Origin of the sequence: Algibacter ulvanivorans, from assembly GCF_048381495.1 — a bacterium.
Taxonomy (GTDB): domain Bacteria; phylum Bacteroidota; class Bacteroidia; order Flavobacteriales; family Flavobacteriaceae; genus Algibacter_B; species Algibacter_B ulvanivorans.
Genome location: NZ_JBLWGD010000001.1, coordinates 715473 through 734070, shown reverse-complemented (window position 1 = coordinate 734070; position 18598 = coordinate 715473). Strand labels below are relative to the sequence as shown.

21 protein-coding genes are annotated in these 18598 nt (G+C 31.8%); 15 read left to right on the top strand and 6 right to left on the bottom strand.

Annotated features, from left to right (window positions below):
- The first annotated feature begins 60 nt into the window (after positions 1-60).
- Positions 61-1326 (top strand): YCF48-related protein, encoded by a 1266-nt coding sequence (locus ACNG5D_RS03435; RefSeq protein ID WP_418182089.1) that lies wholly within the window; start codon positions 61-63, stop codon positions 1324-1326.
- A gap of 98 nt (positions 1327-1424) precedes the next feature.
- On the top strand, positions 1425-1955 hold the full coding sequence (locus tag ACNG5D_RS03430; RefSeq protein WP_418182088.1) for a VOC family protein: 531 nt from the start codon (positions 1425-1427) through the stop codon (positions 1953-1955).
- A gap of 126 nt (positions 1956-2081) precedes the next feature.
- On the opposite strand, the gene ACNG5D_RS03425 is transcribed toward ACNG5D_RS03430, so the two are convergent.
- A complete protein-coding gene (locus ACNG5D_RS03425; RefSeq protein ID WP_418182087.1) occupies positions 2082-2396 on the bottom strand; it encodes a DUF202 domain-containing protein in 315 nt (104 codons plus the stop codon).
- Positions 2397-2574: 178 nt separating this feature from the next.
- Between ACNG5D_RS03425 and ACNG5D_RS03420 the strand changes: the two genes are divergently transcribed.
- Positions 2575-3117 carry a DUF2911 domain-containing protein gene (locus ACNG5D_RS03420; RefSeq protein ID WP_418182086.1) on the top strand — a complete coding sequence of 181 codons (543 nt, stop codon included), beginning with the start codon at positions 2575-2577 and terminating at the stop codon, positions 3115-3117.
- 77 nt (positions 3118-3194) lie between these two features.
- On the opposite strand, the gene ACNG5D_RS03415 is transcribed toward ACNG5D_RS03420, so the two are convergent.
- Complete coding sequence (locus ACNG5D_RS03415; RefSeq protein ID WP_418182085.1) at positions 3195-3824, bottom strand: 7-carboxy-7-deazaguanine synthase QueE; 630 nt, start codon at positions 3822-3824, stop codon at positions 3195-3197.
- Between the two features lie 251 nt (positions 3825-4075).
- Here ACNG5D_RS03415 and ACNG5D_RS03410 point away from each other — a divergent pair, with 251 nt between their 5' ends.
- From ACNG5D_RS03410 to ACNG5D_RS03365, 10 genes are all read left to right on the top strand, one after another.
- Complete coding sequence (locus ACNG5D_RS03410; RefSeq protein ID WP_418182084.1) at positions 4076-4789, top strand: hypothetical protein; 714 nt, start codon at positions 4076-4078, stop codon at positions 4787-4789.
- A 78-nt stretch (positions 4790-4867) separates the two neighbouring features.
- Positions 4868-6409 (top strand): helicase HerA-like domain-containing protein, encoded by a 1542-nt coding sequence (locus tag ACNG5D_RS03405; RefSeq protein WP_418182083.1) that lies wholly within the window; start codon positions 4868-4870, stop codon positions 6407-6409.
- Between the two features lie 35 nt (positions 6410-6444).
- Positions 6445-7002 (top strand): hypothetical protein, encoded by a 558-nt coding sequence (locus ACNG5D_RS03400; RefSeq protein WP_418182082.1) that lies wholly within the window; start codon positions 6445-6447, stop codon positions 7000-7002.
- A 14-nt stretch (positions 7003-7016) separates the two neighbouring features.
- Positions 7017-7997, top strand: coding sequence for a YitT family protein (locus ACNG5D_RS03395; RefSeq protein WP_418182081.1), 981 nt, complete (start codon positions 7017-7019; stop codon positions 7995-7997).
- Between the two features lie 22 nt (positions 7998-8019).
- The gene (locus tag ACNG5D_RS03390) at positions 8020-8397 is read left to right on the top strand and encodes a cupin domain-containing protein (RefSeq protein WP_418182080.1); all 378 of its coding nucleotides are present in this window, start codon (positions 8020-8022) and stop codon (positions 8395-8397) included.
- Positions 8390-9217: an alpha/beta hydrolase gene (locus ACNG5D_RS03385; RefSeq protein ID WP_418182079.1), complete on the top strand. Its 828-nt coding sequence runs from the start codon at positions 8390-8392 to the stop codon at positions 9215-9217. The genes ACNG5D_RS03390 and ACNG5D_RS03385 overlap by 8 nt, the downstream gene beginning before the upstream one ends.
- Before the next feature lie 20 nt (positions 9218-9237).
- Complete coding sequence (gene rluF, locus ACNG5D_RS03380) at positions 9238-9993, top strand: 23S rRNA pseudouridine(2604) synthase RluF (protein ID WP_418182078.1); 756 nt, start codon at positions 9238-9240, stop codon at positions 9991-9993.
- A gap of 46 nt (positions 9994-10039) precedes the next feature.
- Positions 10040-10984: a hypothetical protein gene (locus ACNG5D_RS03375; RefSeq protein ID WP_418182077.1), complete on the top strand. Its 945-nt coding sequence runs from the start codon at positions 10040-10042 to the stop codon at positions 10982-10984.
- Positions 10985-11080: 96 nt separating this feature from the next.
- Positions 11081-11551 carry a RidA family protein gene (locus ACNG5D_RS03370; RefSeq protein WP_418182076.1) on the top strand — a complete coding sequence of 157 codons (471 nt, stop codon included), beginning with the start codon at positions 11081-11083 and terminating at the stop codon, positions 11549-11551.
- Positions 11552-11617: 66 nt separating this feature from the next.
- Positions 11618-12304, top strand: a complete 687-nt coding sequence (locus ACNG5D_RS03365) for a phospholipase D family protein (RefSeq protein ID WP_418182075.1) — start codon at positions 11618-11620, stop codon at positions 12302-12304.
- Positions 12305-12417: 113 nt separating this feature from the next.
- Here the strand turns inward: ACNG5D_RS03365 and ACNG5D_RS03360 are convergent, their stop codons facing one another.
- Positions 12418-12774, bottom strand: coding sequence for a DUF983 domain-containing protein (locus tag ACNG5D_RS03360; RefSeq protein WP_418182074.1), 357 nt, complete (start codon positions 12772-12774; stop codon positions 12418-12420).
- Between the two features lie 92 nt (positions 12775-12866).
- Here ACNG5D_RS03360 and ACNG5D_RS03355 point away from each other — a divergent pair, with 92 nt between their 5' ends.
- Together ACNG5D_RS03355 and ACNG5D_RS03350 are read left to right on the top strand one after the other, a co-directional pair.
- Complete coding sequence (locus ACNG5D_RS03355) at positions 12867-13739, top strand: AraC family transcriptional regulator (RefSeq protein ID WP_418182073.1); 873 nt, start codon at positions 12867-12869, stop codon at positions 13737-13739.
- Between the two features lie 166 nt (positions 13740-13905).
- Positions 13906-15285, top strand: coding sequence for a glycoside hydrolase family 99 protein (locus tag ACNG5D_RS03350; protein ID WP_418182072.1), 1380 nt, complete (start codon positions 13906-13908; stop codon positions 15283-15285).
- On the opposite strand, the gene ACNG5D_RS03345 is transcribed toward ACNG5D_RS03350, so the two are convergent.
- The 3 genes from ACNG5D_RS03345 to ffh form a co-directional block, all read right to left on the bottom strand.
- Entirely contained in the window at positions 15278-16000 is a 723-nt protein-coding gene (locus ACNG5D_RS03345; protein WP_418182071.1) for a YwaF family protein, read from the bottom strand. The genes ACNG5D_RS03350 and ACNG5D_RS03345 overlap by 8 nt on opposite strands.
- Before the next feature lie 35 nt (positions 16001-16035).
- Positions 16036-16911: a bifunctional methylenetetrahydrofolate dehydrogenase/methenyltetrahydrofolate cyclohydrolase FolD gene (folD, locus tag ACNG5D_RS03340; RefSeq protein ID WP_418182070.1), complete on the bottom strand. Its 876-nt coding sequence runs from the start codon at positions 16909-16911 to the stop codon at positions 16036-16038.
- Positions 16912-16982: 71 nt separating this feature from the next.
- Positions 16983-18311 (bottom strand): signal recognition particle protein, encoded by a 1329-nt coding sequence (ffh, locus tag ACNG5D_RS03335; RefSeq protein ID WP_418182069.1) that lies wholly within the window; start codon positions 18309-18311, stop codon positions 16983-16985.
- Positions 18312-18598: the final 287 nt, after the last annotated feature.

The window sequence follows — 18598 nt, the reverse complement described above, 5'->3', positions numbered from 1 at the left end:
TTTAATATTGTAATGGAAGTTGTATTTATTTTATTAAAAATTAAACTAATAACAAAGCGCATGAAATTAACCTACGCATTTTTACTTTTTAGCTTTAGCGTATTTGCCCAGACTTGGCAAGAAACTCCTAATATTGTTACCAATTACGATGGCACCAGATTTGACGATGTGTTTTTTTTAAACACCAATTTAGGCTGGGCAGCAAACGGACAACATGGAGCTGTATACAAAACTGAAGATGGCGGCTTAAACTGGACCGAACAATTAAACCATTCTGATTTACCCGGCAACAACCAGTATTTTAGAAATGTTGAGTTTTTAAACGAAAACATTGGCTTTTTAGGCACTCTTAATGGTGCATTTTACAAAACAACTGATGGTGGAAATAATTGGTCGGTAGTAAACATTACACCTAACCCTAATGCTATTTGTGGTATTGATGCTGTTGGCAACTCTACAATTTACGGTTGTGGTGCTTATTTTCAGCCAGCTCATATAATAAAGTCTACCGATAGCGGAAACACATGGAGCTATATAAACATGGCTGCTTACGCAAATGCGCTGGTTGAAATAAAATTTTTAGACGAGTTAAATGGCTTTGCAGCTGGCCGAAATAATACAGGAGCCATTGTTTTAAAAACAACCGACGGTGGCCTAACTTGGACTAACATATATCAAGCCAATATACCAGGAGAATATGTTTGGAAACTTCAAATTTTAGATAACAACCCTAATGCGATATTTGGCGCCATTTACGCTTCTAGCCCAAACCCAGGAAAACTAATAAAATCTTTAGATGGAGGCAACTCTTGGGATAGTTATAATGCTCCAGAAAGTGGTGTTGAAGCTGTAGGTTTTGTATCTGAAACCAAAGGTTGGATGGGCGGCCATACCACAGGTTTTCATGAAACTAATGATGGTGGTGAAACCTGGACAAACTTAAACGTTGGTGGTAATTTAAACCGTATTTTTATTATAAACAATTCTCTTGCATATGCTGCCGGTGCTACAATTTATAAATACACTACGCAAACTTTAAACACTAGCAATTCTGAAATTTACAAGAAAGATCTTGATATTTCTTTTTCTAAAAACCCAGTCGATAAATTATTAGAGTTCTCCATTAATTACAAGATAGGTGATAATATTTTAATTGAACTTTATAATATTAATGGCAATTTTTTAAAACAACTAACTAGAGATGCAATTCTTACTAAAGGCTCTAAAACTTACACGTTTAATGTTGAAAATTTGGCTACAGGGTCCTATATTTTAGGCTTTCATAGTAATACTGGCCGCACTATTAAAAAATTTGTTAAACTTTAAATATTTACTTTGCCAAATAAAACACTAGTTTAACCGTTTTGTTATACTTGTTTAAAATTGCTTATTTTAGTTTATATCAACTTAAAAAAAACTTCAAAATGAAAAAAGTTTTGCCTTTTATATTCATGTTTAGTTTTATATTAATAGGCTGTAATAAGCAAAAAGAAGACGCCAATAACCTTATTACGCTTGAAAAACTTAAAAAAGAAAACGACAGCTTAAAAAAAACTTCAAGCCAAAAAATTATTACTTTTTTAACTTTCCAGAAAGAAAATGCAGAACAAGCCATGAATTTTTACGTAAAACTGTTCGATAATTCTAAAATTGTTAATGTAAAACGTTGGGAAAAAGGCGCGCCTGGAAAAGAAGGCACAATTATGCATGGTACATTTAGCTTAAACGGTAAGCTGTTTATGTGTAGTGATAGCCCTGCTATACATGATTGGGGTTTTACTCCTGCCGTTTCTAACTATATAGAATGCGAAAACGAAGCCGAACTTAATAGGTTGTTTTCTAAATTAGCTGAAAATGGTGAAATTGCCATGCCGCTAAATAATTATGGTTTTAGCAAAAAATTTGGTTGGGTAATTGATAAGTTTAGTGTTTCTTGGCAATTAAATTTACAGTAAATACTTCTTATTTTTAATATTAATTAGCGTTAGGGATTGAACGGTTTGTTTGAAATCCTTTTTGCCTTTTCGCAAAAAGATTGAGTAGTGAAAGCCCGACCCTTGTGGTAACGCCCTAATGTATTTCTATACTTTTTTTTCGGTAGACTCGGACATGTAATATAATTGTTTTAAACTTTTTTTTAACAGCCTAAACCTAAACACACCTATTACAAAAAAAACGGCACTAAAGGCTAATGATACAAAGGTTAAATATTTAAAATTAGGAAACTCCTTTAATTGATAAAAAGCTAAACTGCCAATTAGTAAATATAATGACGACCTGATGTAAGATAATAATGTACGCTCGTTTGCTAGTCGGGTTCGCTCAATGGCCAAATAATCTCTAAGAATTACTTTTTCGTCGGGTTTAAAGTCTCTTCCAAATTTTAACAGTTTCATTATCTTTTAATTTTAATGTTTTATAAAAGTAATCCATTTTAAATTAATTACGTTTTATTACACTCGATTAAAAAAATGCTGAAGCTATTTTATAAACTTTAACATTATAAACTCAGTTTTATAAAAAAATTAAGATGGTTTTGGTTTAATTTTAAACCAAACAAAATAAAATTTAATTATGAAGAAAAGAACCTTATTATCAACAATTGCTTTTGCTTTTATTATGCTTTTAACGACAAGTGTTAATGCCCAAAAATTTGCAGAAGTAGACAAAAGCCCGCTTGATGCTTCTTTTTACAAAATGGACAGAAAAAGCCCTGCCATTATTAAAGTTGTGTATAGCAGACCTTATTTAAAAGGACGTAGTTTAAGTGATTTAGCTCCTAACGGAAAGGTTTGGAGAACTGGCGCTAATGAAGCTGCCGATATTACTATTTATAAGAATATGAAAATAAGTGGGCAAAATATTCCTGCTGGTACATATTCGTTATTTACTATTCCTGGTGAAAAAGAATGGACTATTATTTTAAGCAAAGATGTAAATGTTTGGGGAGCTTACTCCTATAACGAAGCTAATGATGTTGTAAGAGTAAAAGCTCCTGTAACAACTAATGGAAGCTCGATTGAAAACTTTTCTATAGCTTTTGAGAATAATGATAATGGTGCCAATATGCATTTAGCGTGGGGCACTACTAGGGTTGTTGTTCCGTTTACAAACTAAACCCTATTTTATATAAAAAAGTTCCGGTAGTATGTTTAAAACTATCGGAACTTTTTTTATCGTTTTATTTATACCTTTTACGGTATATTTAAGTATTTATGCGTTTGTAATGACACTTTCCATTTAGGGTTTTTCATGACATAATCTACTATCTCGGGTACAACTTTATCGCGTTTACTCCACTCGGGTTGCAAATACAAAATACAATCTTTATTTACTTTAGCAGCCTGTTCTTCTGCAAAACGAAAATCGTCTTTATTATAAATTATCATTTTTAACTCGTTTGCCTTTTGGTAAATTTCTGGAGTAGGTAACTTCATTTTTTTTGGCGATAAACAAATCCAATCCCAAACACCTGTTAATTTATACGCTCCTGAGGTTTCAATATGCACCTGCAAACCTTGATCTTTTAATTGTGTTGTTAAGGCGGTCATATCCCAAGTTAAGGGCTCGCCTCCAGTAACCACAATAGTATCGCTATATGTTTTTGCGTTTTTAACAATTTTAGACGTTTCGGTTGGAGGGTGTAAATTTGCATTCCAACTTTCCTTTACATCGCACCAATGGCAGCCTACATCGCAACCGCCAATACGAACAAAATAGGCAGCTGTCCCTTTATAAAACCCTTCGCCTTGAATAGTATAAAACTCCTCCATTAAAGGCAACATTTCACCTTTTTCTACCAGTTGCATGACATCTTGTTTCATCTATAATAATTTAGGGTGCAAATGTACATATATTTAAAGAAAGGGATTGTTAACTACATTTTAGTTTTTCTTATTTTATTTAAAAACAAAGATCTTTATCCTAAAGCAATTACTTACAAAAAAATGCGTACTACTAGTGTTTAAAGTAATTTAAAAAAATATTTTAGGCTAAATTAATTGGTTCTTTAGTAGTTTTTTTTCACCTTTACATAGATTTTACATAAGTAAATTGCTAAAATTATCTCTCTAGAATGAAAAAAATCCTCTCAATACTGTTCATGGTATTCGTGTACAGTAATTTTAGTTTTGCACAAGTTGGTATTGGTACAACATCTCCAGATGCTTCGTCTGTATTACACATAGAGTCTACAGACAAAGGTTTATTAATTCCAAAATTATCGACTACACAAATAAACGCCATTACAAACCCTGCTAACGGTTTAATTGTTTTTAACACAACCACTAACCGTATTGAGTACAACTCTGGCACTACCACAGCATCTATTTGGACACCCTTAAATACGAACTCTTCGGTTTACATGGGTGCATTTATAATTTCGGGTATTGGCAACCAAACCATTAGCGGATTACCATTTATGCCTTCATCTATAAAATTTTCTGCCCATGCCAATGTAGAACGTTATAATATTAATGCTGATAATGGTGTAGGTAACAATAATAATACGTTTCAAAACGCCTACGGCACCATGATGGGGTTTGCCACGAACTATAACGGAGGTATACAACAACAAGTTATTTATGTTGGTGGCAATGGCAATTCTATTAACGATATATCTAGATATGCATCAAACGCTAGAGCTATTGGTATTAGATACTCTAACCAAAATGGTAATAACCTTGGGTTAACAGCTGCATCTATTGCTAGTTTTAATAATAATGGTTTTACTATTGATGTTACAGACCATACCGAAGACATCGTTGTTATTTTTGAAGCTTACAGATAGTTTTTATCATCATTTTTAGCCTTAGTCTAATTTTTTTCTTCTTTTAATTTCCTTTATTTTTATGCAAAATTATAACGCATGAGTAACAAGGAAACTTTTTTCAATTATATTACAGAAGGCAACAAAACTAAGGGCGATTTTATTCCTGTTGGTGCTGCTATGTTAAATAGCGAAACCGTAACTGGCGCACATGTAAAAATACCATTAAAAACCATGAACCGTCATGGATTAATTGCAGGCGCAACGGGTACTGGAAAAACAAAATCGTTACAAGTTTTAGCCGAAAATTTAAGTGATAAAGGGGTTCCTGTTTTACTAATGGATATTAAAGGCGATTTAAGTGGTTTGGCGCAACCAAGTCCTGGCCACCCAAAAATAGACGAACGTCACGAAAAAATTGGCTTACCCTTTGAAGCCAAACCTTTTCCTGTAGAAATTTTAACACTTTCTGAACAAGATGGAGTACGTTTAAGAGCTACAGTTAGCGAGTTTGGTCCGGTTTTACTTTCTAGAATTTTAGATTTAACCGAAACTCAATCTGGCATAGTAGCCGTTATTTTTCAGTATTGCGACGATAATAAATTGCCCCTTCTAGATTTAAAAGACTTTAAAAAAATATTACAGTACGCTACTCAAGAAGGCAAGGCAGAATTTACAGAATCTTACGGAAGAATTTCAACAGCTTCAACCGGAGCTATTTTAAGAAAAATAGTTGAACTTGAACAACAAGGTGCCGATTTATTTTTTGGCGAAACCTCTTTTGATGTTGACGATTTATTACGTGTTGATGAACACGGTAGAGGTTATATAAACATATTAAGACTAACAGATATTCAAGACAGACCAAAACTGTTTTCTACATTTATGCTAAGCTTACTAGCCGAGATATACTCTACATTTCCAGAACAAGGAGATAGCGACAGGCCAGAATTAGTGCTATTTATAGATGAAGCACATTTAATTTTTAACGAAGCATCAAAAGCGCTATTAAATCAAATAGAAAGCATTGTAAAACTAATACGAAGCAAAGGCGTTGGTTTATATTTTGTAACACAAAACCCTACCGATGTTCCCGAAGCTGTTTTAGGTCAATTAGGTTTAAAAATTCAACATGCACTAAGAGCCTTTACTGCAAAAGACAGAAAGGCAATAAAACTTACCGCACAAAACTATCCAGACTCAGAGTATTACAACACCACAGAAGTTTTAACATCTTTAGGTATTGGAGAAGCTTTAGTATCTGCTCTAGATGAAAAAGGACGTCCAACACCACTTGCGGCTACAATGATGCGAGCTCCAATGAGCAGAATGGATGTTTTAACCGATACAGAATTAAGCCATTTACTCGCAACATCTAAAATGGTAAAAAAATACAACGAAACCATTGACAGGGAAAGTGCTTACGAAATGCTTAATGAAAAAATAAAACGAGCTGAAGCTGAAGAAGCTAAAGAAAAAGCAAAAAAAGAAAAAGAAGCATTACAAAAAGCCGAATCTAAAAAAAGAACAACACGTACAAGACGTAAAAGTACTGCCATGAATCCTATTGTTAAAGTGCTTACAAGCGCTACTTTTATAAGAAGCGTATTTGGTATTTTAACTAAAGTCATGAAAAAATAAATTTACAATTAACATTTAATAACAAATACATTTTTATGCGCCAATCATTTTTAGGCTTAATAGCCTTAGCCCTAATATTTATTAGCTGTAACAATACACAAAACCCTTTTGAGGTTAGTAAACAGCATATAGGTTTGTTAACAGACTCTACCCAAGTTAAAGATTTAAAAAATATTTACGCAAACGACTCTATAGTTAAATTTATTAGTGGCGACGAGTTTACAGGTAATATAAACAATATAGATATTTTTGAAAAAGGCGGAAAAAAACTATTAACACTTACACCAAAATATGCTTTAGACTCTACATCTACAATAGGCAGTATTCATATTATAGACGAGCGATACAAAACCGATAAAAATATAACAACAATAAGCACTTTTAAAGATATTAAAGATCATTATAAAATATCGAGAATTAGTAATTTAATTAACTCTGTAGTTGTAGGCATAGACAAAATTAATGCCAGCTTTACTATCGACAAAAAAGAGCTTCCTGCAAACTTAAGGTTTGATATGAATTTAAAGTTTGAAGCAACACACATTCCAGATAACGCTAAAGTAAAGTACTTTTTTATTAACTGGAATCATTAATAAAAAGCCTATAAATGAATCCTTTCTTATCAAAAATACTAATAGATATAGCACGTAAAAGGCTTGAAAAAAAGCAAGCCAATGCACCAGTATCTAAAAAACAAATAGTGCCCTTGGTAAGAAAGTATGAAGTAGAAATAGCCCATGCTATAAGAGAGTTTATTTTTATTACTATAGGCGTATTTTCTGCAGGTTTTGGTTTAAAAGGCTTTTTACTTCCTAATAACTTTATTGATGGGGGCGCAACAGGTATTTCTCTACTTCTAGAAAACCTAACCTCAATTAAACTGGGTATTTTATTAATTATTGTTAACCTGCCCTTTATCATTTTAGCATCAAAAACCATAGGAAACAAATTTGCCATTAAAAGTATAGTTGCCATTACTTTTTTAGCTATTGTTGTTCATTACGTTAATTACCCAACTATAACCGACGATAAATTACTAATAGCAGTATTTGGAGGCTTTTTTTTAGGCTTAGGCATTGGTTTATCTATGAGAGGAGGCAGTGTTATTGACGGCACAGAAGTTTTAGCCATATATTTAGGCAGAAAACTAGCACTAACCATTGGAGATGTGCTTCTACTAATTAACATTTTAATATTTTCTGTTGGCGCCTATGTATTATCTATAGAAACTGCGCTATATGCTATTTTAACTTATTTGGCAGCAGCAAAAACTGTAGATTTTGTTGTTGATGGTGTAGAAGAATATGTAGGCGTAACCATAATATCAAACAAGCATGAAGAATTAAGAATCATGCTTACACAAGAACTTAGAAGAGCTTGCACCATTTACGCAGGAAAAGGCGGTTATGGCAAAAGCGGAGATAGCTACGACAAAGACATTATTTATACTGTTATAACCCGTTTAGAACTTGCAAAGTTTCAAACCGAAATTGATAAAATTGACAAAAATGCCTTTGTTATTATGGGGGTTGTTAAAGATTTAAAAGGCGGTATGATTAAGAAAAAACCGCTTCAAGACCAGCATTAATATTTTACTATAAAAATTAAATATGTCTCAAAAAAAATACACCATTCAAAACAATCCATTTATTGTTCCAACAACCGATGGAAAAATTATAAAAGAGCATTTTGGCAACACTACAAACGGCAATTCTAAAATAAGTATTGCGCATATGAAAGCTCCAGCTGGTTGGAGCGAGCCTTTTCAAACACCAGAATTTGATGAATACACATTTATAATACGCGGCAAAAAACAATTTATAATTGAAGGCGAACAAATTGTTTTAGAAGCTGGCCAATCTATTAAAATAGAAAAAAATACAAGAGTACAATATTCAAATCCGTTTACAGAAGTATGCGAATACATAGCAATATGTACCCCTGCATTTTCTATAAATTTAGTAAACAGAGAAGATATAGATGAATAAATACCTACCAAAAATTTTAGGATTCTTTATAAACTGTATTAGTTATTTTTCATCAAAATACGCCGCTAAATTAGCTATTAAATTATTCTCTACGCCGCGTAAAGGCAAAACAACTACAACAGAATTAGAGTATTTAAAAACCGCCTCGCAAGACTATATTAAGTTTGAAAACACATTAATACAAACCTATTATTGGAAAGGCGAAAAAGAAACCATTTTACTAGCCCACGGCTGGGAAAGCAATGCGTATAGGTGGAAAGATTTAATTGAAGAATTAAAAAATAAAAATTACAATATTGTAGCCCTTGATGCGCCGGCACACGGAAAATCTGGCGGAAAAACATTTAATGCTTTAATATATTCTGAATGTATAAACCTTGTTGTAAAAAAATTTAACGTACACACCATAATTGGGCACTCGGTTGGCGGAATGGCTACTGTTTTTTTTCAGCATAAATACCAATTAAAATCTATTAAAAAACTAGTTTTATTAGGTTCGCCCGCCAATTTTATTGGAGTTTTTAACCGTTATGAAAACATGATGGGCTATAACAAACGGGTTTCAGAAGCATTAAAAAATTACATATTAAAACACTTTAATCAATTACCAGAATATTTTTCTCCAGCCAACTTTTCTAAAACCATTACTGCCAAAGGTCTTGTAATTCACGATACAAAAGATAAAATTATTCCTTACAACGATGGCTTAATGTTTAAACAAAATTATAACAACTCTAGTTTTATAACCACAAATGGTTTTGGACACGGGCTTAAGTCTGCACCTGTATATCAACACATTTTAAACTTTTTAAACGCTTAAGATTATTGTATTTTTGAAGCATGGCAGAAATTATATTAAAACGCATCAATAAATTTTTAAGCGAAGTTGGATATTGCTCTCGAAGAGAAGCCGATAAGCTTATAAACGCTGGTAGAGTTACTATAAATGGTAAAGTACCAGAAATGGGTACCAAAATTGCGCCAAATGATGTTGTTGCAGTTGATGGTGAAGAAATAAAAAATACAAAAACCGCATTTGTTTATTTAGCATTTAACAAACCTGTAGGTATTGTTTGTACAACCGATACTACGGTAGAAAAAGATAATATTATAGATTTTATAAACTACCCAAAACGTATTTTCCCTATTGGCAGATTAGATAAACCAAGCGAAGGTTTAATTCTTTTAACTGATGATGGTGATATTGTAAATAAAATTTTGCGTGCCAGCAATAATCATGAAAAAGAATATATAGTAACTGTAGACAAGCCCATTTCTCAAACATTTATAGAGCGCATGTCTGGAGGAATTCCGTTAGCCGAGCTTAATAAAACCACAAATAAATGCAAAGTACAAAAGCTAAGCACTTATACTTTTAAAATTATTTTAACCCAAGGTTTAAACAGGCAAATTCGCCGTATGTGCGATTATTTAAACTACGAAGTAAAAACCTTAAAACGTGTTAGAATAATGAATATTAAGTTAGACACCCCAATTGGTGAGTATCGAGAATTAACCAAAGAAGAGTTTAACAACTTAACCAAATTACTAGAAAATTCAACTAAAGCATTTGTTTCTAATAAACAAAAAAAATAATGGTATACGCTTGTTGGCAGTAATTAGAACAAATAACCTAATGAAAATGAATAATTGGCAATTAATAATTATAATCGGATTGGTAACAATTCTTGTCGCTTTATGCATTTGGTTTCTTTTTGAAAATCAAGGAAACGAAAAGGTTATCGAATTAAGCTTTAAATCTCTTTTAGTACCAGTCGTTATAGCTTTTGGGCTATTTCTTTTTGAGTTATTCAAACCACTTGAAATTAAAAAAGACAAAATGGTGTTTAGCATTACAGAAGACCCGTTTATATTGAATAGATTAGTAACTCATCACGAAGGAACTTCTGAACTAGTAAATCGTGGCACAATGGAAACAACTGTTTTCTATGCACATAACAAAGACAGCTTACCACTCACATCTGATAAAAACAAAATAGAAATTGCAGAGATTATTTTACTTCATTTAATTAACAAGAGATATTCACAACATTGGCAAGTTGACTATGAAGAAAGTGAGCCTTTCTTTGATATGACTTCATCCGTTACTTCTCGAAAAAATGATGCTGACAATGATATAACTATTATGGATGAAAAAACTTTACACAGTATTTATCCAGAAAACCATTTAATTCAAAAAATCAATTCTGAAATAAAATTTGTCTTACCAAGCAAAACAAAATATAGTGTATTGGGTAATGAAAACAAAAGGACTATTCTAATTAAAAACAAATACATTTCAACTAATATATCAATTGAAAGCATTGGACCAGGAACTCTACCACATAATACTGGTAAAACTGCGTCATTAATTAGAAAAAAATTAAGTCTGCCATTAGATGACAGTTATAGACTAAATTTTTATGGATATGTTTTAAAAATGGAAATACGCCCAAAACGACTTCTTAAATGGAATCTAAATACAATTGAACAAACAGAATGGTTAACTGAATTATTTGAATACTTAAGAAATTCTTATAGTTGGGAAAGCATATTAAATCAATTAGAAGAAAACAACTACAGCTAACAAAACCTTATAATTTTTGTTTAACAACAATAATTTAAAGTTGCTAAATCACAGAAAAGCACCAGAAAACAATAAATTGTCTGAAAACTAACAGAAGTGAAAAATTTAAACCCAAAAGAAAATTTAAAAAATCTCGGTCTTAAACTTCCTAAAATCTCAGCACCAGGTGGAAATTACGTTTCGGTAAATGTGCGAGATAACATTGCTTATATTGCTATTCAATTTCCTATTTTAAATGAAAAATACCTTTATCAAGGGCGTTTAGGAAATGAAATTACAACAGAACAAGGCTACAAAGCAATGCAATTGTGTGCTTTGAATGTTTTGGCCCAAATAGAAAATAAAATAGGATTTAACAACGTTATCGGACTTAATCATATTGATGCATATTTTCAATCAGGAATTGACTGGGACGACTCGCCAATTGTAGTAAATGGAGCTTCAGACTTGTTTGTAAACGCATTAGAAGAAAAGGGCAAACATTCAAGAGCTATTTTCGGTGTTGAAAAACTACCTCGAAACTTTAGTGTTGGATTAACTGCAACATTTACAATAAAAAAAGATTAAAAACGACTCACTAAAACGAGTATAATTCATTGTTAGTTAGAACATATAACCAAAAAAAATTAAAAATTGAAAATAATTGGAACTACTGAAATATCATATGAGATAGAACAAATTCTAAATAATGCTGAAAAACATCTTATTTTAGTTACACCATACTTAAAATTAAATCAAAGACTAAAAGTTAGATTATCGGATGCTTTTAAGAGAGTGGAAAACGTATATTTTTTACATCGTGAAAAAGAATTGAATTTCAACGAATCAAAATGGTTAAAATCTTTTAAAAATGTAAATATTTTTTCAATTAGAAATTTGCATTCTAAAATATATATAAACGATAAAATTGCATTAATTTCATCAATGAACCTTTATGAATACTCACAAATTAACAATCACGAAATTGGAGTGAAGCTAGACTATCTTAATGACAATGAAAATTATAAAGATACATTAAACGAAGTTAGAATCATTTTAGAATCAGAACATTCAAATCATAATTTTCAAGACATTATCGACAGTACAGAAGATTACTCTATGAGACGGTTATTCTTTAATTTAAATAAAAAATACTCTTTTAAAAACTATAGTAGTGGTTCACAGTACTTATATGAATTCATCTCTAACAAGGCAAGAGAAATAGTAGACTTCGAAAAAGATGAATTATATCAAGACGGAACAGCAATTTTAAGAGCAACAGAACTTGGAAAAGCACGATATCAAAAATTAGAGAAAGAATTAAAGAAATTATCGAACTAAAAACAATACTCACAACAACTCATATAATTCATTGCTTGGTTCTGGTCTACTCGAAAATTCCTCTATAAATAATAGTTGATGTTAGACGCTATTAAACCATACACAAAACCACTTCACGTTTCATTCTTATAAAACAAATATATCCAAATAGATCTTGACAGTTTAAAATTAATAGTGCTTAATAAAAATGCTATTACAACTATAATGGCAAAAACTCTTAAAGGCGATAAATCAATAAAATACCAAAACACCATAAGACTTGCTATCATTTGTGCAGCTGCTAGCGCGTAACTTACAAACATAGCACCAAAAAAGAAACCTGTTTCTCTCTCAAATTTATAATTACAAACAAGGCATGTATTATGCATTTTAGGAATATTAAACAGCAAAATATTCCCCTTATTACTAAACATATGTCCTTTTTTACAATTGGGACACTTACAATTTAAAGCATCTAAAAATGTACTCATAATACTAATTTATTATACTGCAAAATTATAACCTAAAGCATATATATTCTTATAATATACACACTATTTTTTGTACTTTTAGGACATCTTTTATGAAAATACCCGTTTTAAATATCAATCAATTTAAAGAGTCAACACACCTTAGTGGCGTGTATATAAACGCTTTTTCAAACCACATTCAACGCAACAAAAGTTTAATAAACAAACCCCATAGTCATAATTTCTATCTATGTGTGCTCTTTACTAAAGGCACAGGTACGCACGAAATCGATTTTAATCAATACACAATAAGTCCTGGCAAGGTATTCTTTTTAAAACCAGGTCAAACTCATTTTTGGAAATTCGAAACCCAGCCCGAAGGATTTATATTTTTTCATTCGCAAGCGTTTTATGAACTTAATTTTTTAAGCCATACTCTACAGGCATTTCCTTTTTTTTACTCGTACCAAAACCCTCCAGTACTAGAATTAAATTCTAGTCAATTTGATATATTAAGTATTAAATTTCAAGAAGTTTATACAGAATATTTACAATCCAATATTTTAAGAGAACTTAAAATAGTAAATTCCTTAAATAGTATTTATATAGAATTAACAAGAGCTTATACAGCTAATATTAATTTAGAAAAACTTTATACTTCAAATTACACTAATATACTTGAAACCCTAGAGCATTTAATAAACACCCATTTCTATAAAGAAAAACTACCAAAATTTTATGCCCATAAATTAAACATAACTACCAAACACCTTAACAGAGTGGTACAAAAAACATTAAATAAAACAACAAGCCAATTAATTGCCGAAAGGTTAATACTAGAAGCAAAACGGTTAATTGTACACTCTAAAGATAATTTAGCCAATATTGCATATACGCTCGAATTCTCGGACTATGCATATTTCTCAAAGTTTTTTAAATCTAAAACAGGCGTTACCCCTTTAGATTTTAGAAGAAAATATTTTTAATTACATTTTACTAATATAAAAAACGACAACTTAATTTACACTATAAAATTAATAAATTACGTTTTATTTATTTTCTTACAAAAATTACATTTCATCGAAAAATTAAGCTTTTAATCTATTTTATTTAAATTTATTAATACATTTGTAATAACCAAACCACCTACTTATGTTTTATTTTCTTAAAAAAAGGCAATATGCCTACTACTTTATTTGCGCTATATTTTTATGCATTTCATGCGAAAATAATATAGAACTAACAGATTCTAGTATTAACAAAAGCTATAAAATTCCAGAATATACTCATGTATATAACGATTCTATACTTCAACAAATATTAAATGAGGAACTTAATTTTATAAACAATAAACCTAAAGGCTTTACAGCAAAAGCAAATCAAGGTATGACAATAAATAAATCTAACCCCAAAAAAGTATATGTACACTATATGCCTTGGTTTCAGTCTAAACCTTACGATGGTTATTGGGGTCAACATTGGACCATGACAAATAAAAACCCAGATATTATAGATGAAAACGGACAAAATGAAATAGCTTCTTACTACAACCCATTAATAGGGCCTTATTCCTCATCTGATCCCGACTTACAAGAATACCACTTTTTATTAATGAAATTAGCTGGCATTGATGGTGTAATATTTGATTGGTATGGCAGCAGAAACATCCATGATTATGGACTAATAAAAAACGCTACTGAAACTTTTATTCCTAAACTAGCCAATATAGATTTAGATTTTTCGATTATGTACGAAGATAGAGTGGCTTTTATGGAAACCAACAATACCAACAACAATCCTGTTTTAAGAGCACAAGAAGATTTTAACTACATTAAAAATGTATATTTTGAAAGTTCTAATTACTTAGAATTTAATGGTTCAAAATTTATATCCATTTTCGGGCCCCACCATCTAACAAATGAAAACGATTGGAATACCATTTATAATGTTTTTACTGAAGAACAACCTACCTTAATCTCGTTATGGGGGCTTAGTAACAACCTAGGTAACCTTTTTTCTGGCGAGTTTTTATGGGTAGCACCAGACCACCTAGCTGCGCAAGACTATTATTATGCCACCTATGCCAATGGCAATTCAATAACAATAGGCTCTACATACCCAGGTTTTAAAAGTTTTTATACTGAAGGCGGTTGGGGTAATGGAGCTAACGAATGGGTTTTACCAAATAACGACGGATTAACTTTTATTGAATCGTTAAACAATTCGAGTTTTGAAAGTGCCGATTTTATACAAATAGTAACTTGGAATGATTTTGGCGAAGGCACCATCATTGAACCAACCACACAATTTGGCTTTACTTATTTAACCATGTTACAAGAATATACCGGTTCTGCACACTCTGAAGACGATTTAATAACCGCAACAAGACTATACCAATTAAGAAAAGAATATGCTAACAACGCTACCATACAACAGTTATTAGATAATAGTTATGTGTATATGAAACAATTAAAAATAAAACGCGTAAACCAAATTTTACAAGCTATTGAAAGGTTTAATAACGCTATTTAAACTTTTTTTTAGTAAGATAAAATGGTAAATAAATAAGTAAAAATAGCGGTATAATTATTATTTGTACCACAATAATATACCACGGCCAATCGCCAAAATAATCCAATACCGATGCCGATTCTGGTTTTTTATTAAGGTAAAAATAATTCGCTTTTAAAAGCATATTAATAATTACAATAACTACAACATAAACCTGCAATGCAAAACATGACTTAAATACACTTTTAAGCTTAGGTCGCATTTTAAATACAAAAGTGGCATAAAAAATAATGATTAAAAGCCCTAAATGCACAACCCAATATCTAAAATAATCGAAGCTTGGGTAACCAAATTCTATATCGGGTGTTATTACTCCTTGTAAGGTGCCTCCTATTATCCAGAAAAGTAAAATTTCGTACATCCAAAACTTTCTGTAGTAGGTAAAAACAGGAATAATTAAGCCCATTAAGCTGCATAAATACAAAGGCAAATCTGTAGAAACCAAATAATTACCTATACTAATTTTGTGCAAATGGAATACTAATACTGTAAGACTTACTAAACAAGCAAAAACATGAAGTACTTTTTGTTGTTTGTTTTTTTTTAATTTACGTTTTGCGTAATTGATAAATAAAACACAAAATAAAAGTGAAACTACTATTGGAAAAATATGCTGAAAACTACCAATAGTAACTCTTGTTAACAAAAAAATTGCATTAAAAATTAAAAAACTCATAATGCAATTTAATTAAAGTTAAATACTTTTTTACGTTAATTATGCCTTTCTCTAGCTAACAACGTATTTTTAAGCAACATGGCAATAGTCATTGGGCCAACGCCGCCAGGAACGGGTGTAATGTAACTTGCTTTTTTGCTTACACTCTCAAAATGCACATCGCCAGCAAGCCTGTAACCATTCTTTTTTGTAGCATCTGGCACTCTTGTAATACCAACATCAATAATTACAACATTTTCTTTAACCATATCGCCAGTTAAAAACTCTGAAATACCAATAGCTGCTACAATAATATCTGCATCTTTAGTAATTTCTTCTAAGTTTTTAGATCGGCTATGGACTACGGTTACTGTAGCATCGCCAGCTTTGCGTTTTTGGCTCATTAAAATACTCATTGGTCTGCCAACAATATGGCTTCTTCCTAAAACCACTACATTTTTTCCCGATGTTTCTATTTGGTATCTTTCTAACAGCTCCATAATGCCATAAGGTGTTGCTGGCAAAAATGTTGGTAAATCTAAAGCCATTCGCCCTACATTTACAGGATGAAACCCGTCTACATCTTTATCTGGATCGATTGCCATTAATACTTTTTGCTCATCTATTTGATCTGGTAGTGGCAATTGTACAATAAAACCATCAATATCGTTATTAGTATTTAGTTCGTTTATTTTTCCAAGTAACTCTTCTTCAGAAGTATAGTCTGGTAATTCTATAAGTGTAGAGTTAAAACCTATTTTTTCGCAGGCTTTTACTTTAGCATTAACATAGGTCATACTGGCACCATCGTTACCTACTAAAATAGCAGCAAGATGCGGTACTTTTTCTCCTTTAGAAATCATAGAAGTTACATGTTCTGCAATTTCATTTTTTATGTCGTTACTTACTTTCTTTCCGTCTAATATTGTCATGTTTTGAAGGGTGTTAACTATCGGGCTTGCCTTTAGTAACTCAAATTTATTGTTTATAGCTTTGTATTAGATTAGCGCATATTCTTCATCATCTGCATCATCTTTTTACCGCCACCGCCTTGCATCATCTTCATCATTTTGCTCATTTGGTTAAATTGTTTTAAAAGTTGATTTACTTCTTGTACCGAAGTACCTGAACCTTTTGCAACTCGCTTTTTTCTGCTGGCGTTTAATACAGATGGATTGGTGCGTTCTTTTGGTGTCATTGAGTGTATTATGGCTTCAATGCCTTTAAAAGCATCATCATCAATATCTACATCTTTTAACATTTTACCAGCTCCAGGAATCATACCCATAAGGTCTTTCATGTTTCCCATTTTTTTAATTTGTTGAATTTGTTTTAAGAAATCATCAAATCCAAACTGGTTTTTGGCTATTTTCTTTTGAAGCTTTCGTGCTTCTTGCTCATCAAATTGTTCTTGTGCTCTTTCTACTAAAGATACAACATCTCCCATGCCTAGAATACGGTCTGCCATACGTGATGGGTAAAACACATCTATAGCTTCCATTTTCTCGCCGGTTCCTATAAATTTAATAGGCTTATTTACTACCGATTTTATTGATATGGCTGCACCTCCACGCGTATCTCCATCTAATTTGGTAAGGATAACCCCATCGAAATTTAATACATCGTTAAAGGCTTTTGCTGTATTTACAGCATCTTGCCCTGTCATAGAATCTACAACAAATAGGGTTTCTTGTGGGTTTATGGCTTTATGGATGTTTGATATTTCGGTCATCATGGCCTCATCGACAGCTAAACGACCTGCGGTATCTATAATAACCACATTATGCCCATTTGCTTTTGCATGTGCTATGGCTGCTTGCGATATGGCTACTGGATCGTTATTGCCTTTATCGCTAAAAACCTCAACGCCTATTTGCTTTCCTACAACATGTAATTGATCTATTGCGGCTGGACGATATACATCGCAGGCTACTAATAATGGTTTTTTTGTTTTTTTGTTTTTAAGGTAGTTAGCTAATTTACCTGAGAAGGTGGTTTTACCAGAACCTTGCAAACCAGACATTAATATAATACTTGGCTTTCCTGATAGGTTAATGCCTTCGGCATCGCCACCCATAAGTTGGGTTAACTCGTCTTTTACAATTTTAACCATTAATTGCCCTGGTTGTAACGTGGTTAATACGTTTTGCCCAAGGGCTTTTTCTTTTACGCTATTGGTAAATTGTTTGGCTATTTTAAAGTTTACATCGGCATCTAGTAATGCTCGACGAACTTCTTTTAATGTTTCGGCTACATTTACTTCGGTGATGCTTCCGTGCCCTTTTAAAACGTGTAAGGCTTTATCTAACTTATCGCTTAAATTATTAAACATAGTGTTTTGTGTATTCTGCTAGCATTCTAGTGTTGTAGTTTGCTATTTATAATTGCAATTAAAGATGCAAAAATAACTAATTATTTTGTTTTTTCGGGCTTGATTTTGCCTTTAACTTTAACAAGTTTACTTGCTTTTGGCAGATTTATTACTGGTTTGTGCAAACTTACCCGAGTTAGGGATTGAACGGCCTGTTTGAGCTCCCGACATGGGAGGAGCGAGTAGTGAAAGCCCGACCCTTGTGGTAACTCTATAATGATTTATAAAAAAAGGCTGCCAATGGGGAA

Bases quoted from the DNA above. Each gene is read 5' to 3' on its own strand.
- ACNG5D_RS03435 (WP_418182089.1), top strand. From the start codon at position 61: ATGAAATTAACCTACGCATTTTTACTTTTTAGCTTTAGCGTATTTGCC.
- ACNG5D_RS03430 (WP_418182088.1), top strand. From the start codon at position 1,425: ATGAAAAAAGTTTTGCCTTTTATATTCATGTTTAGTTTTATATTAATA.
- ACNG5D_RS03425 (WP_418182087.1), bottom strand. From the start codon at position 2,396: ATGAAACTGTTAAAATTTGGAAGAGACTTTAAACCCGACGAAAAAGTA.
- ACNG5D_RS03420 (WP_418182086.1), top strand. From the start codon at position 2,575: ATGAAGAAAAGAACCTTATTATCAACAATTGCTTTTGCTTTTATTATG.
- ACNG5D_RS03415 (WP_418182085.1), bottom strand. From the start codon at position 3,824: ATGAAACAAGATGTCATGCAACTGGTAGAAAAAGGTGAAATGTTGCCT.
- ACNG5D_RS03410 (WP_418182084.1), top strand. From the start codon at position 4,076: ATGAAAAAAATCCTCTCAATACTGTTCATGGTATTCGTGTACAGTAAT.
- ACNG5D_RS03405 (WP_418182083.1), top strand. From the start codon at position 4,868: ATGAGTAACAAGGAAACTTTTTTCAATTATATTACAGAAGGCAACAAA.
- ACNG5D_RS03400 (WP_418182082.1), top strand. From the start codon at position 6,445: ATGCGCCAATCATTTTTAGGCTTAATAGCCTTAGCCCTAATATTTATT.
- ACNG5D_RS03395 (WP_418182081.1), top strand. From the start codon at position 7,017: ATGAATCCTTTCTTATCAAAAATACTAATAGATATAGCACGTAAAAGG.
- ACNG5D_RS03390 (WP_418182080.1), top strand. From the start codon at position 8,020: ATGTCTCAAAAAAAATACACCATTCAAAACAATCCATTTATTGTTCCA.
- ACNG5D_RS03385 (WP_418182079.1), top strand. From the start codon at position 8,390: ATGAATAAATACCTACCAAAAATTTTAGGATTCTTTATAAACTGTATT.
- rluF (WP_418182078.1), top strand. From the start codon at position 9,238: ATGGCAGAAATTATATTAAAACGCATCAATAAATTTTTAAGCGAAGTT.
- ACNG5D_RS03375 (WP_418182077.1), top strand. From the start codon at position 10,040: ATGAATAATTGGCAATTAATAATTATAATCGGATTGGTAACAATTCTT.
- ACNG5D_RS03360 (WP_418182074.1), bottom strand. From the start codon at position 12,774: ATGAGTACATTTTTAGATGCTTTAAATTGTAAGTGTCCCAATTGTAAA.
- ACNG5D_RS03355 (WP_418182073.1), top strand. From the start codon at position 12,867: ATGAAAATACCCGTTTTAAATATCAATCAATTTAAAGAGTCAACACAC.
- ACNG5D_RS03350 (WP_418182072.1), top strand. From the start codon at position 13,906: ATGTTTTATTTTCTTAAAAAAAGGCAATATGCCTACTACTTTATTTGC.
- ACNG5D_RS03345 (WP_418182071.1), bottom strand. From the start codon at position 16,000: ATGAGTTTTTTAATTTTTAATGCAATTTTTTTGTTAACAAGAGTTACT.
- folD (WP_418182070.1), bottom strand. From the start codon at position 16,911: ATGACAATATTAGACGGAAAGAAAGTAAGTAACGACATAAAAAATGAA.
- ffh (WP_418182069.1), bottom strand. From the start codon at position 18,311: ATGTTTAATAATTTAAGCGATAAGTTAGATAAAGCCTTACACGTTTTA.